Raw genomic sequence first — 15,824 nt, 5'->3', positions numbered from 1 at the left:
GAAGGGTGGTCCCTGAGCCTGTCGAAGGGTTCGACACCGTACTCGTGGCGAACCGCGGGGAGATCGCGCGGCGCATCCTGCGGACACTCCGGCGCCTCGGAATCCGCTCGGTGGCCGTCTACAGCGACGCCGACGCGGGCGAGCCCCACGTGTGCGAGGCCGACGTCGCGGTGCGCATCGGCCCGGCCGCGGCGCGATCGTCGTACCTCGACTCCGAGGCGATCCTCGCCGCCGCACGGGCGACGGGGGCGCAGGCGATCCACCCCGGCTACGGATTCCTCTCCGAGAACGCCGCCTTCGCCCGCGCGTGCCAGGACGCCGGCCTGGTCTTCATCGGTCCGGGGGAGCGCGCGATCGAGGTCATGGGCGACAAGATCCGCGCGCGCGATCACGTCGCCGCATCCGGGGTCCCCATCGTTCCGGGCTTCGGAGCGGAGGGGATGAGCGACGCCGAGATCGCCGAGCGGGCGGCCGAGGTGGGCTACCCGCTGATCGTGAAGCCGTCGGCCGGCGGGGGCGGCAAGGGCATGGAGGTCGTCCGCGACGCCGGAGACCTCGCGTCCGCGCTCGCGACGGCGCGGCGGGTGGCTGCGGCGGCGTTCGGCGACGACACGCTGCTGCTCGAGCGGTTCATCTCCGCGCCCCGCCACATCGAGGTGCAGGTGCTGGGCGACGCGGCCGGCACCGTCGTGCATCTGGGCGAACGGGAGTGCACTCTGCAGCGACGCCACCAGAAGGTGATCGAGGAGGCGCCGTCACCGGTCGTCGGTCCGGCATTGCGCGAGCGCCTGGGAGCGGCAGCCTGTGCGGCGGCGGCCAGCGTGCAGTATCGGGGCGCCGGAACCGTCGAGTTCCTCGTCTCGGGAGAGCGCCCCGACGACTTCTTCTTCCTCGAGATGAACACGCGCCTGCAGGTGGAGCATCCGGTCACGGAGCTGGTCACCGGACTCGACCTCGTCGAGCAGCAGGTGCAGATCGCGGCGGGCCGGCCGCTGCCGTTCGGCCAGGAGGACGTGAGGATCCGGGGGTGGGCGATCGAGGCCCGCGTCTACGCGGAGAGTCCTGAACGCGGCTTCCTCCCCGCCACCGGTGACGTGCTCGTGTGGCGATCGGCGCCAGGGGCCCGTACCGACGGTGCGGTGGAGACGGGCAGCAGCGTGGGCGTGGACTACGACCCGCTCGTGGCGAAGGTGATCGCCGGTGGCCCCGATCGGGGAAGTGCCCTGGCGCGGCTGGATGCCGCCCTCGCAGACACCGTGCTCCTGGGTGTGGAGACCAACATCGCCTACCTGCGGACGGTGCTCGCCGACGAGCGGGTGCGTCGCGGCGACCTCGATACCGGGCTGCTGGACCGCCTGCCGCCTGCCGCACCGGGCCCGCCGTCGGAGGCGGTCCTCGCCGCCGCGCGCGACGCGCTCGCGCCTCCTCGCGGGGAACTGTGGGCACGCGGGGACGGCTGGCGGACGGGCGGCGGGCGCCGCGTCACCGACACGGTCTTCGACACCGCTGCCGGCATGGTCGCCGTCGGCGGCGAGACGGCCGCATCCCCCCGCGCCGTCATCGCCCGGGAGGCGGGGCAGGGCGTGTGGGTGCACGACGCCGGGTCGACGGTGCGGGTCGTACCGGTCTCGCGACGCGAGGCGACGATGCGCCGGCTCGAGGGTCACGCATCGGCGGCTATCGCTCCCTCGCTGGACGCGCCCCTGCCGGGAACCGTGGTCGCCCTCCACGTCGCCGACGGCGAGCGCGTGGCCGCCGGTGACCGGATGCTGACCATCGAGGCCATGAAGATGGAACACACCCTCACCGCCCCCCGCGACGGGATCGCGCGCCTGCGGGTCGCCGTCGGGGCGTCCGTTGCCCGCGACCAGAGCGTGGCCGACGTCGAACCCCATGCCGAGGAGGAGCGCCGTGCGCACTAACACCCTGACCGTCGGACTCACCGGGGACGAGCGCGAGCTCGCCGGAATGGTCCGCGCCTTCGCCGATGAGGTCGTGGCGCCTCGGTCGTACGAGGCCGACCGCACGGCGACCCTGCCGCTGGACATCGTCGCCCAGATGGGCGATCTGGGGCTGTTCGGATTGCCCTTCCCCGAAGAGGTCGGCGGCCAGGGCGGCGACTATGCCGCACTCTGCGTCGCACTCGAAGCGCTCGGGCGTGTGGACCAATCCATCGCCATCACCCTCGAGGCCGGGGTGAGCCTCGGGGCCATGCCGGTCTTCCGCTTCGGCACCGACGCGCAGCGAGCCGACCTTCTCCCCGACCTGCTCGCCGGCCGCGCACTGGCCGGGTTCGGTCTGACCGAACCCGAAGCCGGGAGCGATGCGGGCGCGACGCGCACGACCGCGCGGCTGGAGGACGGCGAGTGGGTGATCGACGGCACGAAGCAGTTCATCACCAACTCGGGCACCGCCATCACGCGGTTCGTCACGGTCACCGCGGTGACCGGCCGCGGCGCCGACGGTCGCCCGGAGATCTCGACCATCATCGTTCCCCACGGCACCCCCGGATTCGTCGTGGGACCGGGCTACGACAAGGTGGGCTGGCACGCCTCCGACACGCATCCGCTCGCCTTCACCGGCGCGCGCGTGCCCGAGGGCAACCTCCTCGGCGAGCGCGGCCGCGGCTACGCGAACTTCCTCCACATCCTCGACGAGGGGCGGATCGCGATCGCCGCGCTGGCCACGGGCGCTGCGGAGGGATGCCTGGAGGCGGCCGTCGACTACGCCAAGAGCCGCACTGTCTTCGGCGAGCGACTGTCGTCACGGCAGTCCATCCAGTTCCTCCTCGCCCGCATGCGCGCCCGCGTGCACACGGCGCGTCTGGCGTGGCTGCACGCCGCGCGCCTGCGCGACGTGGGGGAGCGGTTCAAGGAGGAGGCCGCCATCGCCAAGCTCGTCGCAGGAGAGGCCGCGATGGACAATGCGCGCGATGCCACCCAGGTGTTCGGCGGCAACGGCTTCATGAATGAGTACCCGGTGGCACGGCACTACCGCGACTCGAAGATCCTCGAGATCGGCGAGGGCACGACGGAGGTGCAGCTGCTGGTCATCTCCCGCGCGCTGGGCCTGACCGGGTAGCGTGATGACGTGAGCGGCATCGTGCAACGTGGCCTGTGGTTCGAGGAGTTCCAGGTCGGAGCACGGTACCTCCATCGCCCCGGCCGGACGGTGACACAGGCCGACAACATCCTCTTCTCCTCCCTGACCGCCAATCCGCAGGCGCTGCACGTGGACGCCGCGTATGCGGCGACCCAGCCGTTCGGACGGCCGCTCGTGAACTCCCTGTGGACCCTGGCCACGATGGTCGGTGCGTCGGTGGACCAGCTCACGCAGGGAACTCTCGTGGCCCAGCTGGGACTGGCGGACATCGCGTTCCCCGCGCCGCTGTTTCCCGACGACACGCTCTACACCGACACCGAGATCCTCGCGGCGCGCCCGTCGGCCTCACGACCGGGGCAGGGCATCGTGACGATGCGGCACACCGGCCGCTCGCAGCTCGACACGGTCGTGGCCACCGCGACGCGCACGGTCCTGATGTGGCGCGAGGATGCGGAGGGCCGACCGTGAGCGGGTTCACGCTCGGACCCGCGCTGCTCTTCTGCCCGGCCGACCGTCCCGAGCGCTACGCGAAGGCCGCCGCCCGCGCCGACGGGGTGATCCTCGACCTCGAGGACGCCGTCGCCCCGGGAGACAAGACCGCCGCTCGTGGTGCGCTCATCGACGCCGACCTCGATCCCGACCGCACCATCGTGCGCGTATCGGCGCCGGGAACCGACGCGTTCGTGGCCGACCTGGCGACTCTCTCGCAGACCGATTTCCGCACGGTCATGCTCGCCAAGAGCGAGTCGGTGCCGGCACTGCGGGCGCTTGACCCCCGCTTCCGCATCGTCGCGCTGTGCGAGACGGCGAAGGGGGTCGCCGAGGCGGAGGCACTCGCCGCCTCCGACCGGGTCGTGGCCCTCATGTGGGGGGCGGAAGACCTCGTGGCGAGTCTCGGCGGCACGTCCAGCCGCGACGGGAGCGGCCGGTACCGCGACGTGGCTCGCTACGCCCGGTCGCGGGTGCTCCTGGCCGCCCGGGCGAACGGCAAGGCGGCCATCGATGCCGTCCACCTCGACATCGCCGACGTCGCGGGGCTCCGGGCAGAAGCCGAGGACGCCGCCGCCTCCGGGTTCGGTGCGACCGCGTGCATCCACCCGTCCCAGGCGGCCATCATCCGCGCGGCCTATCTTCCCGATGCCGCCAGCGTCGCGTGGGCGGAGGGGGTGCTCCGCGCCGCGGAGAACGCGGGCGGGGTGTTCCGCTACGAGGGCCGGATGGTCGACGAACCCGTGCTCGTCCACGCCCGGCGCATCCTGGAGCGCTCACGACTCTGAGCACGCCCCGGGTCGCGGTGCCGCGCCTCCGGTGCCGCGTGCGTTCTACGCCGCGCCGACGTAGGACAGCAGCCGGATGTGGTCGCGTTCGACGAGGAACGTGTGCGCCGATCCGTTGGGGAGGCGCTCGCCCTCGGGTGGCAGTTCCTCGCCGCTGGCGTGACGGATGACCTGGCGGATGAGGGCGCCGTGGGCGACGGCGACGACCTCCGGCGCACGCGGTGCCGTGGCGATCCGCGCGTCGCGCACCACCTCGCGGATGGCGCGCACCGCGCGCTCGCGGACGTCGGGCCACGCCTCGGCGCCGGGCACCTCCGCGCCGTGCCAGGTGCCCCAGCGCTCGTGGAATTCGGCGGCGGTCAGCCCCTCCGCGTCGCCGTACGCCCGCTCGCGGAGCCCCGGATAGCGCGAGGGAGCGGCGACGCCCAGGACGTCGGCGATGATGTCGGCGGTCTCGGCGGCCCGCGAGAGATCACTGGAGACCACGACGAGCGGGGTGTCGGTGTCGCGGTGCCCGGCCAGCAGCATCCCCGCCTCCCGTGCCTGAGCGCGGCCGGTGTCGTTGAGGGGGATGTCGGTCGCGCCCTGGACGCGTCCGTCACGGTTCCAGTCGGTCTCGCCGTGGCGGATGAGGGTGAGGAGCGTCACCGCACGAGTTTAACCGGGGTCAGGGGCCGGGTCGGCGGTGAGGGCCGCGCGGAGGGCGGTGAGCACCTCGCTCGTGCCGGCGTCGATCTTGACCGTCGCGCGCGCGTCGGCGCGGGTCTCGCCGCGGTTGATGATCACCACGGGGATGCGGCGCCGCCGCGCCCGCTCGACCAGACGCATCCCCGAGTTCACGACGAGGGAGGACCCCGCCACGACCAGGGCACCGCTGGCGTGCAACAGCTGCTCGGCCTCCCGGAACTTCTCCGCGGGGATGAACTCCCCGAAGAACACCACATCCGGCTTCAAGGTCCCCCCGCACACCGTGCAGGCGGGAATGCGGAAGCCCTCCACGGTCTCGGGGCGGACGTCGCCGTCCGGTCCGAGTGGCAGGTCCTGATCCACCCGCAGCCACGGGTTGTCCGCCTCGATCCGCTCGGCGAGGTCGCGCCGGTCGAACACCTGGCCGCAGTGCGTGCAGAACACGCGCCGCATCGTGCCGTGGAGTTCCACCACCCGGCGGCTGCCCGCGCGGATGTGCAGCCCGTCGACGTTCTGCGTGATGACGCCCGTCGCCACGCCCGAGCGCTCGAGGTCCGCGATGGCGGCATGACCGGCGTTGGGCTGTGCCCCGGCGAAGGTGCGCCACCCCAGATGGCTGCCCACCCAGTAGCGGCGTCGAGCGTCCTCGCCGGCGAGGAACTGCTGCGCGGTCATCGGGGTGCGCACCGGCGCGCCCGCGCCGCGGTAGTCGGGGATTCCCGAGTCGGTGGACACCCCCGCGCCCGTGAGGATCGCGAGGCGGCGTCCGGCCAGAGCGTCCACCGCACGGCCGAGCGCAGCCGACGTCGCAGCATCCTGCGCGAACACAGCAGCCACGGGCCCACCTCCGCCTCCGAGTGTAGGCGTGCGCCGGCGGGCCGCCGCCCTGCTGGCAGAGTGAGAACATGCGCACGATCGAGATCACGGATGCCGCCGACCCGCGGCTGGGCGACTACCGCGACCTCACCGACGTCGCCCTCCGCCGCGTGCGGGAACCGGCCGAGGGGCTCTACATCGCCGAGTCGGCAAAAGTGCTCGCGCGTGCCCTCGCCGCCGGTCACCGGCCGCGGTCGCTGCTGGTGCAGGAGAAGTGGATCCACGACGCGCAGGAGCTGATGTCCACGGTCGAGGGTGCCGGGGATGCGCCGGTGTACGTGGTCTCGGAGGAGATCGCGGCGCGGGTGACCGGTTACGCGGTGCACCGTGGCGTGCTGGCGGCGATGCACCGGCCCGCCCTCAGGCCGGTGGCCGAGGTGGTCGCCGGTGCGCGCCTCGTGGTCGTGCTCGAAGACATCGTCGATCACACCAATGTCGGAGCCGCCTTCCGCAGCGTCGCGGCGTTGGGGGCCGATGCCGTGCTGGTCACGCCGCGGTGCGCCGACCCGCTCTACCGCCGGAGCGTCCGCGTCAGTATGGGGACGGTGTTCCAGGTGCCGTGGACGCGTCTTCCCGAATGGGATGCGGCGGGCCCGCTGCTGCACGAGGCCGGGCTGCACCTGGCCGCGCTCGCCCTGTCGGACACAGCGGTGCCCCTGGACGAATTCGCCGCCTCCCGCCCCGGCCGCGTGGCGCTCCTCCTCGGCGCCGAAGGCGACGGCCTGAGCCGTCGGGCGCTCGCGGCGGCGGACACGATCGTGACCATCCCGATGGCCGGGGGAGTGGATTCCCTCAACGTCGCGGCGGCATCGGCCGTCGCCCTCTGGGCCCTGCGTCACTAGCCCGGGGGTGCGGGTCCTCGGTGGTCGCGTCAGAAGCCCCGGCCGCGGCGGCGGCCGCACGCGCGGCCTCCTCCGCCTCCGCCTCATCCGCCCCGTGGGCCAGGGCGGCTGCGGCGGCAGCAGCAGCGGCGACGACCGGAAGCGGCTCGGGGCGTTTGGGCGTGACGAGGTCGCCCGAGGACTTGTGACGCAGGCGCCGGAGCACCCATGGCATGAGGTGCTCGCGCGCCCACACGAGATCGTGGGCGCGGGCGGCCCGCCACGTGGTCCTGGGGAGCGGGTCGGGCTGCATCGGCTGCAGGTCGTTCGGGACGTTCAGGGCGCGCAGCACCATGCGCGCGACCTCATGGTGCCCGAGGGAGTTGTAGTGCAACCGGTCGTCGGTGAAGAACCGCATGTCCTGCACCACCTTCAGACCCCACTGGTCGGCCACGACGCAGCCGTAGGTCTCGGCGATCGCGCGGACGTTCTCGTTGTAGATCGCGACCTTGCCGCGGATGCCGCGGAACACGGGCGTGAAGTTCGTGTCGATGCCGGTGAACACCACCAGCGTCGCCCCGTCGCGGGTGAGGCGCACCACGGCGTCTTCGAACTGCTGGGCGACGGCATCCGGATCGGTGCCCGGGCGGATGACGTCGTTCCCACCGGCGGAGAGGGTGATGAGGTCGGGACGAAGCGCGAGGGCCGGCTCGATCTGGTCCGCAGCGATCTGCGCGATGAGTTTTCCGCGCACCGCGAGGTTGGCGTACGCGAAGTCGTCGGCCTGGGCGGCGAGCACCTCGGCGACCCGGTCGGCCCAGCCGCGGAATTCGCCGGGGGAGCCGGGTTCGGGGTCGCCGACGCCCTCGGTGAAGGAGTCGCCGATCGCGACGTAGCGGCGCCAGGGGTGGGCTCCGGGGTGCGTGGTGAAGGGGGCGTGGTCGGGGACGTCGGGGTCTGTCGTCATCGTTCCTCCGGGCGACAGGCTACCCCTCCCACCCGGGCCACCGGCTACCCCTCCCACCCGGGCGGAGAGGTCGGCGGCATCGCCTAGGGTAGTGAGTCGCGTCGATCGGAGAGGGGAGGAAACGTGGACGAAGACCCGGTCCTCACCCCCGAGAATCCCCTGGGGAACGAGGCGCACTTCGGCAGCTTCGCGGCCGAACACCTCTCACCGACCTATCCGCAACGCGCGCCGTGGGGAACGGCCCAGCGCCTGCGTGCGTGGCAGGCCGAAGCCCTCGACACCTACTTCGGCCTCGACGGCCCGGACGGCGTGGGGAAGGGCCCGCGCGACTTCCTCGCTGCGGCCACCCCCGGCGCCGGCAAGACGACGTTCGCGCTGCGCCTGGCGAGCGAGCTCGTGCGGCGGGGCGTCGTCGATCGGATCGTGGTGGTCGCCCCCACGGAGCACCTGAAGACCCAGTGGGCGGATGCGGCGGCCCGCGTCGGCATCCGGCTGGACCCGTCGTTCAGCAACCGGCATGCGGCACCCTCCCGGCAGTACCACGGGGTCGCCGTCACCTACGCGCAGGTCGCCGTCAAGGCATCCGTGCATCACCGCCTGACGCTCGATGCGCGCACCCTCGTGATCCTCGACGAGGTGCACCATGGCGGCGACGCACTCAGCTGGGGCGATGCGCTGCGCGAGGCGTACAGCCGCGCCACCCGCCGGCTGCTCCTGTCGGGCACCCCCTTCCGCAGTGACACGGCCCCGATCCCCTTCGTCGAGTACCACCCCGACGGGAAGGGCATCCGGGTCTCGCGCACCGACTACGCGTACGGGTACCGCCGGGCGCTGGAAGACGGCGTCGTGCGCCCCGTCCTGTTCCTCGTCTACGCCGGGCAGATGCGGTGGCGGACGAAGGCCGGCGACGAGATGGAAGCCCAGCTCGGCCAGGACAACACCAAGGACATCACCGCCCAGGCGTGGCGTACCGCGCTGGATTCCCACGGCGAGTGGATCCCCGCGGTGCTCCGCTCGGCCGATCGGCGCCTCACGGAGGTGCGCGAGCACATCCCCGACGCCGGCGGCCTCGTCATCGCCACCGACCAGACCGCCGCGCGCGCCTACGCCGCGATCCTCGCCGACCTCACCGGCGAGCCGCCCACCGTCGTCCTCTCCGACGAAGCCGAGGCCTCCACGCGCATCGAGCAGTTCTCCCAGAGCACCAGCCGATGGATGGTGGCGGTGCGCATGGTGTCGGAGGGGGTGGACGTGCCTCGCCTCGCGGTGGGCGTGTACGCCACGTCCGCCGCCACCCCGCTGTACTTCGCCCAGGCGATCGGGCGCTTCGTGCGGGCGCGGCGGCGCGGCGAAACGGCGAGCGTGTTCCTCCCCAACGTGCCGATCCTCCTCGCCCTCGCCGGCGAGCTGGAGCGTCAGCGCGACCACGCTCTGGACCGCGATTCCGACGACGACCAGTGGAACGCCGAAGAAGACCTCATGGACGCCGCCGAGCGTGAGGAGAAGGCATCCGACGGCCTCACCGAGGAGTTCGCCTTCCAGGCGCTGGGGTCCCGCGCCCACTTCGACCGGGTGATGTACGACGGCAAGGACTTCGGTCAGCTGGCGCTGCCGGGCACCCCGGAGGAGGAGGAGTTCCTCGGAATCCCCGGGCTCCTGGAGCCCGACCAGGTTCACGAGGTGCTGATGTCGCGCGTGTCACGCCAGTCGCGTCACCGCACGTCTCGCGAGGCGCGGGAGTCGCGCTCGTCGCCCGAGACGACAGCCGAACCCGCCGAGGCGACCCTGCCGCAGCCGCTGCACCGCACCCTCAAAGAGCAGCGGCAGCTCCTCAACAGCCTCGTCGGTCTGTATGCGCGGCAGACGGGCGAAGCGCACGGACTGGTCCACGCGGAGTTGCGGAGGGTGTGTGGGGGCCCGGCCGTCTCGCACGCCACCGTGGCGCAACTGCAGGCCCGCATCGACGTGCTGCGCAGGCGCGTCCACTCGTGACACCAGGGGCGCGCCGTCTCCCGCCGTCCTGGGCGCTTCGGATCCCCGAAATGCTGGCAGTTCCGGCCCCGGCAGCGGACAGCCGGGTGCGCATGGATAGCGTGGAAGCATCCCACCCCGAACGGAGCCTTCGTGACCCGCGCGCCCGCCGCACCCACCGACCGAGACCGTCGCCGATGGGCGCGCTACCTCGTCGATGAGCGTGCCGAGGCCCGCGTGTACCGGGAGCTCGCCACGCGTCGGAGCGGCGAGGAGCGGGCGATCCTCCTGGCCCTCGCCGAGGCCGAGGACCGACATGCCGCGCACTGGCTCGATCTGCTCGGGGACGAGCTCCCGCGCCTGCCGCGCCCGGGCGCGGGCACTCGCGTACTGACCTGGATGGCGCGCCGGTTCGGATGGCTGTTCGTCCTCGCCCTCGCCCAGAACGCCGAGGGACGCTCGCCGTACGACGACGAGCCGTACGCGACGGCCGCGATGGCCGCGGACGAGAAGGTGCATCACGAGGTCGTGCGGGGGCTCGCCGCCCGGGGCCGCCGCCGGCTCTCCGGCACCTTCCGCGCGGCGGTCTTCGGCGCGAACGACGGACTCGTCTCCAGCCTCGCGCTGGTGATGGGGATCGGCGCGACCGGGGTGGCGCCCGGGTTCGTCCTGTTCAGCGGAATCGCCGGGCTCCTCGCCGGTGCGCTCTCGATGGGCGCGGGCGAGTTCGTCTCCGTGCGGTCGCAGCGGGAGCTGCTCCAGGCCACCGAACCGAACGAGTACGCCGACGACGCGTTGCCGCACCTCGACCTCGACGCCAACGAGCTCGCGCTGGTCTACCGCACGCGCGGACTCCCCGTCGACGAGTCCCTGGACCGCGCGCGCCGCATCGTCTCGGCAGCGCAGGTGTCCGGCCGCGGAGCCGTGCGCGCCGGGGAACCCGAACCGGGCGATGCGCACGAGATCGTCGGCAGCGCCTGGCGCGCAGCGTCCTCCAGCTTCCTCTTCTTCGCCTCCGGCGCGATCATCCCCGTCCTGCCGTGGATCTTCGGGCTTTCCGGACTGGCCGCCGTCGCCGTGGCCCTCGTGCTGGTGGGCGTGGCGCTGCTCGGCACGGGCGCGACGGTGGGCCTCCTCTCCGGAGCATCCCCGCTCCGCCGCGCGCTGCGTCAGCTGCTGATCGGCTACGGCGCCGCCGCCGTGACCTACCTCGTCGGACTCGCCTTCGGCGTGAGCCTCGGCTGACCGCCGGTCAGATGTGCCCGAGCGCGAGCATCGCGTCGGCGACGTGGATGAACGCGGAGATGTTCGCTCCGGCGACGTAGTCGCCCGGGACGCCGTACTCGTCCGCGGTCTCGAGGCACCGGTCGTGGATGGAGCGCATGATCTGCTCGAGCCGCTCCTCCGTGTGCGCGAACGTCCACGAGTCGCGCGAGGCGTTCTGCTGCATTTCGAGCGCACTCGTGGCCACACCACCGGCGTTCACGGCCTTACCCGGCGCGAACTGCACGCCGGCCTCACGCAGCGCCCGGATCGCCGCCGGGGTCGTGGGCATGTTGGCGCCCTCGGCCACGATGCGGCACCCGCCGCGGGCCAGGGCCCGAGCGCCGTCGGCGTCCAACTCGTTCTGCGTCGCACACGGGAGCGCGATATCGCACGGCACGTCCCAGATCGATCCGCCGGCGACGAACTGCGCGCCGGGGCGCTCGTCGGCGTAGTCGCTCATGCGTCCGCGCCGGGCGTTCTTGATCTCCTTCAGCAGATCGAGATCGATGCCGCCCTCATCCATGACGAATCCGGCGGAATCCGAGCACGCGATGACCGTGCCCCCGAGCTGGTGCACCTTCTCGATCGCGTAGATGGCGACGTTCCCCGAGCCCGACACGACGACGCGCTTGCCCTCCAGACCGTCGCCGGCACCGCGCAGCATCTCGTCGACGAAGAACACCACGCCGTAGCCGGTCGCCTCGGTGCGCACCTGCGATCCGCCCCACGTGAGGCCCTTGCCGGTGAGAACGCCCGACTCGTAACGATTCGTGATGCGCTTGTACTGACCGAACAGGTAGCCGATCTCGCGGCCGCCGACCCCGATGTCGCCGGCGGGGACATCGGTGTGCTCGCCGAGGTGGCGGTACAGCTCGGTCATGAACGACTGGCAGAACCGCATGATCTCGCCGTTCGAGCGGCCCTTGGGGTCGAAGTCGCTGCCGCCCTTCCCGCCGCCGATGGGCATGCCGGTGAGGGCGTTCTTGAAGATCTGCTCGAACCCGAGGAACTTCACGATGCCCAGGTACACGCTCGGGTGGAAGCGGAGGCCGCCCTTGTAGGGGCCGAGCGCGGAGTTGAACTCCACGCGGAACCCGCGGTTCAACTGCACGCGCCCCGCGTCATCGGTCCACGGCACGCGGAAGATGATCTGGCGCTCGGGCTCGCACAGCCGGCGGATGATCTCGTCGTCGGCGTACTGCGGATGCTTCGCCACGACGGGAGCGAGGCTTTCGAACACCTCGCGCACGGCCTGGTGGAACTCCGCCTCCCCGGGGTTGCGGCGGACGACCTCGTCGTAGACGGGGATGAGGCTGGGCTCGAGAACGGACACGATGCTCCTTCCGGTGGTGCTCTGCCGCACGCGACAGGCGCGCCGGGAACGGGGCCCGCCGCCATCGACGCTATCCGCCCGCCGCGATCCGGGAAACCACCCCTGCACGCCGGCCCTCCCGGCCGGTCGCCCCGGCGCGGGGGAATGCGAAAAGGGCCCCTATCGGGACCCTTTTCGTTCTGTGCGCGAGGGGGGACTTGAACCCCCACGCCCTATACGGGCACTAGCACCTCAAGCTAGCGCGTCTACCTATTCCGCCACCCGCGCATGGGTGTATCGGTTTCGCAACCGAAGATCGAGATTAGCACGTCGGCGCAGGGCGTCGATAATCGCCCGTCCCCCCTCGGGGACCGACGGCGCTCGAGGAGGGGCCCCGGCGCAACACGGGGCGGACTCGCGCGACCGGTAGCGTAGTCGGCATGGCACCGAGCTCGTCCGACTACCCCGAAGTCGCCCGAATCGCCTCCGAACTGATCCGCTTCGATACGTCGAACTACGGCGGCGGCCGCGCCGAGGGCGAGCGTGAGGCGGCCGAGTACGTCGGCGCCTATCTGGAGACGCTCGGACTGCGGCCCGAGTACTACGAGCCCATCCCGCGCCGTACCAACGTGATGGCGCGCGTGCCGGGACGTGATGCGCACAAGCCCGCGCTCGTGCTGCACGGGCACCTCGACGTGGTCCCCGCGATCGCGGAGGACTGGAGCGTCGACCCGTTCGCCGGTGAGATCCGTGACGGGCTCCTGTGGGGCCGCGGCGCGGTGGACATGAAGAACATGAACGCGATGATCCTCACGTCCGTCGCCGACATCCTCCGTTCCGGCGGCCAGCCCGAACGCGACCTCGTGCTGACGTTCTTCGCCGACGAGGAGAACGGGGGGATCGAGGGTTCCGGACTGGTCGTGCGCGACCGCCCCGAATGGTTCGCCGGCGCGACGGAGGCCATCAGCGAGGTCGGCGGGTACTCCATCCCGATCGGCGATCGCCGCGCGTACCTGCTCCAGGTGGGGGAGAAGGCGCTCATCTGGATCAAGCTCGTCGCGCGAGGTCGCGCCGGGCACGGCAGCCGCGTGCACCCCGACAATGCCATCACCGCCCTCGCGGAAGCCGTCGCAGCCCTCGGGCGGACGCCGTGGCCGGTACGGCTGACCGACACGACCACCCAGTTCCTCGACGCTCTGGCCGACCTCACCGGCGGCGACCGCGCCGACCCCGACGCCCTCGCCGAGCGCACGGGCGCCGCCGCGGCATTCCTGCGCTCGACGCTGCGTACCACCGCGAACCCCACCGGGCTCACGGCCGGGTACAAGCACAACGTCATCCCCGACCGCGCGGAGGCGCTGGTGGATGTCCGCGCCCTGCCGGGGACGGAGGATGCCGTCCTCGCACAGATCTCCGAGATCGTCGGGCCCGGGGTCGAGGTGGAGCTGGTCCACCGCGACATCGGCCTCGAGGTGCCGTTCGCCGGCGACCTCGTGGACGCGATGGTGGCGGCACTGGACCGCGCCGACCCGGGCGTGCCCGTGCTGCCGTACCTCCTGGGCGCCGGCACCGACAACAAGGCGCTGGCCGGCCTCGGCATCTCCGGCTACGGATTCGCGCCCCTGCGGCTGCCGGCCGACCTCGACTTCACCGGCATGTTCCACGGCGTGGACGAGCGGGTGCCCGTGGACGCTCTCGAATTCGGCCGGCGCGTGCTCACCGATCTCCTGCGGACTTACTGAAAGGCGCGCATGCACGTTCTCGAGGCCATCATCCTGGGGCTCGTGCAGGGACTGACGGAGTTCCTGCCGATCTCCTCGAGCGCGCACCTGCGTATCGTCGGTGAGATCCTGCCTTCGGCCACCGACCCCGGCGCGACGTTCACCGCGATCACCCAGATCGGCACCGAGCTGGCGGTGCTCGTGTACTTCTGGGGCACCATCGTGCGGATCATCTCCCGCTGGGCCCAGTCACTGGCCGGCCGGGTGCCCCGCAACGACCCGGACGCCCGGATGGGGTGGCTCATCATCATCGGGACCATCCCGATCGGCGTGCTGGGGTTCGTGTTCCAGGACGTCATCCGCGACACCTTCCGCAACCTCTGGCTCGTCGCCATCGTGCTCATCGTCTTCGGCCTGCTGCTGGGGGCCGCCGACCGCTGGGGCAGGCGCAACCGGGAGCTCGACACCCTGACCTACCCGCACGGCATCGCCTACGGCTTCGCCCAGGCGCTCGCCCTGGTCCCGGGCGTGTCGCGCTCGGGGGCCACGACGACCCTGGGTCTCGCGCTGGGGTACACCCGCCCCGCCGCAGCGGAGTATGCGTTCCTCCTGGCCGTGCCCGCCGTTTTCGGCAGCGGCTTCTACGAGCTCCTGCAGAGCTTCGAGTCGCCGGGCGGACCGTACAACCTGGCGGAGACCGGGATCGCCACCGTCGTGGCGTTCGGGGTGGGGCTGGCCGTCATCGCCTTCCTCATGCAGTACATCAGGCGGCGGAGCTTCCTGCCCTTCGTGATCTACCGCGTGGTGCTGGGCGTCGTGCTGATGGTGCTGCTGGCCACGAACGTGCTCCAGCCGTACTGACGCGCCGGCTCAGCGACGCGCCGGCTCCGCGACGAATCGGATCAGCGGCGGGGCGGCTCGTCGCGGCCGGGCTTGCCGGGCCCATCGGTGCGGCGCCGCAGGTAGCGCTCGAACTCCTGCGCGATGGCGTCGCCGGATGCTTCGGGGGAGTCCCACGTGTCGCGGGTGCGCTCGAGCTGGTGGATGTACTCCGTCATCTCCTCGTCATCCGCTGCGGCGGCGTCGATGGACGCCTCCCACGCGGCCGCTTCGCTGGCCAGGTCGCCGCGCGGCACCTCCGCGCCGGTGAGGTCTTCGAGCCGGTCCAGCAGCGCGAGCGTCGCCTTGGGCGAGGGCGTGTGACCGGCCACGTAGTGCGGCACGCTGGCCCACAGGCTCGCGGAGGGGATGCCCGCGGCATCCGCGGCAGCCGACAGCACGCTGAGGATTCCGACGGGGCCTTCGTAGCTGCTGCGCTCGAGCGACAGCTCATCGCGGAGGCGCTCGTTCTCGCTCCCGGCGAAGACCGAGATGGGGCGGGTGTGCGGCACGTCCGACATCATCGAGCCGAGCGAGACGATCCCGGTGATGTCTTCGCGCAGCGCGATGTCGACCAGCTCGTTCGCGAAGGCCTGCCACGCTCGCGCCGGTTCTGCCCCGGTGAGCAGCCACAGCTGCGTTCCGCTCCGGGAGGGCTGAGCGGGCTTGTACAGCGTCGCCGCCGGCCAGCGCAGCGTGCGGTGGCCTTCGCCGTCGGTGACGATGTGCGGCCGCGTGTACTGGTAGTCGAAGTACAGCTCGGGGTCGACGGAGAACACCGGCTCGTACCCGCCCTGCTCGCGCAGAAGCGTCACCGCGGCCGAGGCGGCCTCGCCCGCGTCGTTCCAGCCGTCGAACGCGGTGACCAGAACCCGGCGACCCAGTGCGTCCACGCAACCTCCTCAGCCCTGCCACGCGATCCCTCCAGGATAGGCGCATCGCGCG

Annotated in this window: 14 protein-coding genes and 1 tRNA gene; 9 read left to right on the top strand and 6 right to left on the bottom strand. The window is 72.1% G+C overall.

What is annotated here, in order from left to right; translation table 11 throughout:
* Positions 1-5 precede the first annotated feature (5 nt).
* Genes AC2DGY_RS09160 through AC2DGY_RS09145 form a run of 4 tightly spaced genes read left to right on the top strand, consistent with a single transcriptional unit; the run spans position 6 to position 4,379 of the window.
* Positions 6-1,922: an acetyl/propionyl/methylcrotonyl-CoA carboxylase subunit alpha gene (locus AC2DGY_RS09160; RefSeq protein ID WP_484509378.1), complete on the top strand. Its 1,917-nt coding sequence runs from the start codon at positions 6-8 to the stop codon at positions 1,920-1,922.
* Positions 1,912-3,081 (top strand): acyl-CoA dehydrogenase family protein, encoded by a 1,170-nt coding sequence (locus tag AC2DGY_RS09155; RefSeq protein ID WP_484509377.1) that lies wholly within the window; start codon positions 1,912-1,914, stop codon positions 3,079-3,081. The genes AC2DGY_RS09160 and AC2DGY_RS09155 overlap by 11 nt, the downstream gene beginning before the upstream one ends.
* Before the next feature lie 9 nt (positions 3,082-3,090).
* Entirely contained in the window at positions 3,091-3,570 is a 480-nt protein-coding gene (locus AC2DGY_RS09150; RefSeq protein WP_484509376.1) for a MaoC family dehydratase, read from the top strand.
* Complete coding sequence (locus AC2DGY_RS09145; RefSeq protein ID WP_484509375.1) at positions 3,567-4,379, top strand: HpcH/HpaI aldolase/citrate lyase family protein; 813 nt, start codon at positions 3,567-3,569, stop codon at positions 4,377-4,379. Before AC2DGY_RS09150 ends, AC2DGY_RS09145 begins: the two co-directional genes overlap by 4 nt.
* Positions 4,380-4,424: 45 nt before the next feature.
* Here AC2DGY_RS09145 and AC2DGY_RS09140 read toward each other — a convergent pair whose 3' ends face one another.
* Both AC2DGY_RS09140 and AC2DGY_RS09135 read right to left on the bottom strand, forming a co-directional pair.
* On the bottom strand, positions 4,425-5,027 hold the full coding sequence (locus AC2DGY_RS09140; protein ID WP_484509374.1) for a histidine phosphatase family protein: 603 nt from the start codon (positions 5,025-5,027) through the stop codon (positions 4,425-4,427).
* Positions 5,028-5,036: 9 nt separating this feature from the next.
* A complete protein-coding gene (locus AC2DGY_RS09135; RefSeq protein WP_484509373.1) occupies positions 5,037-5,903 on the bottom strand; it encodes a Sir2 family NAD-dependent protein deacetylase in 867 nt (288 codons plus the stop codon).
* Between the two features lie 68 nt (positions 5,904-5,971).
* On the opposite strand from AC2DGY_RS09135, the gene AC2DGY_RS09130 reads away from it, so the two are divergent.
* Positions 5,972-6,784, top strand: coding sequence for a TrmH family RNA methyltransferase (locus AC2DGY_RS09130; RefSeq protein WP_484509372.1), 813 nt, complete (start codon positions 5,972-5,974; stop codon positions 6,782-6,784).
* Here the strand turns inward: AC2DGY_RS09130 and AC2DGY_RS09125 are convergent.
* Complete coding sequence (locus AC2DGY_RS09125; RefSeq protein ID WP_484509371.1) at positions 6,735-7,730, bottom strand: SGNH/GDSL hydrolase family protein; 996 nt, start codon at positions 7,728-7,730, stop codon at positions 6,735-6,737. The two genes, AC2DGY_RS09130 and AC2DGY_RS09125, sit on opposite strands and share 50 nt — an antisense overlap.
* A 159-nt stretch (positions 7,731-7,889) precedes the next feature.
* Between AC2DGY_RS09125 and AC2DGY_RS09120 the strand changes: the two genes are divergently transcribed.
* Positions 7,890-9,722: a DEAD/DEAH box helicase gene (locus AC2DGY_RS09120; protein WP_484509995.1), complete on the top strand. Its 1,833-nt coding sequence runs from the start codon at positions 7,890-7,892 to the stop codon at positions 9,720-9,722.
* Positions 9,723-9,854: 132 nt separating this feature from the next.
* Positions 9,855-10,946 (top strand): VIT1/CCC1 transporter family protein, encoded by a 1,092-nt coding sequence (locus AC2DGY_RS09115; RefSeq protein WP_484509370.1) that lies wholly within the window; start codon positions 9,855-9,857, stop codon positions 10,944-10,946.
* 7 nt (positions 10,947-10,953) lie between these two features.
* Here the strand turns inward: AC2DGY_RS09115 and gdhA are convergent, their stop codons facing one another.
* The gene (gene gdhA, locus AC2DGY_RS09110) at positions 10,954-12,300 is read right to left on the bottom strand and encodes an NADP-specific glutamate dehydrogenase (RefSeq protein WP_484509369.1); all 1,347 of its coding nucleotides are present in this window, start codon (positions 12,298-12,300) and stop codon (positions 10,954-10,956) included.
* Positions 12,301-12,482: 182 nt separating this feature from the next.
* A tRNA-Leu gene (locus AC2DGY_RS09105) sits at positions 12,483-12,567 on the bottom strand.
* Between the two features lie 152 nt (positions 12,568-12,719).
* Here AC2DGY_RS09105 and AC2DGY_RS09100 point away from each other — a divergent pair.
* Complete coding sequence (locus AC2DGY_RS09100; protein ID WP_484509368.1) at positions 12,720-14,021, top strand: M20/M25/M40 family metallo-hydrolase; 1,302 nt, start codon at positions 12,720-12,722, stop codon at positions 14,019-14,021.
* Between the two features lie 9 nt (positions 14,022-14,030).
* The gene (locus tag AC2DGY_RS09095; RefSeq protein ID WP_484509367.1) at positions 14,031-14,861 is read left to right on the top strand and encodes an undecaprenyl-diphosphate phosphatase; all 831 of its coding nucleotides are present in this window, start codon (positions 14,031-14,033) and stop codon (positions 14,859-14,861) included.
* A 41-nt stretch (positions 14,862-14,902) separates the two neighbouring features.
* Here AC2DGY_RS09095 and AC2DGY_RS09090 read toward each other — a convergent pair whose 3' ends face one another.
* Entirely contained in the window at positions 14,903-15,772 is an 870-nt protein-coding gene (locus AC2DGY_RS09090) for a PAC2 family protein (RefSeq protein WP_484509366.1), read from the bottom strand.
* Positions 15,773-15,824 lie beyond the last annotated feature (52 nt).

This window comes from Microbacterium sp. Z6_144 (assembly GCF_057197625.1).
Note: the sequence above shows the minus strand (reverse complement) of the source record. Positions and strands in the feature narration are given on the sequence as shown.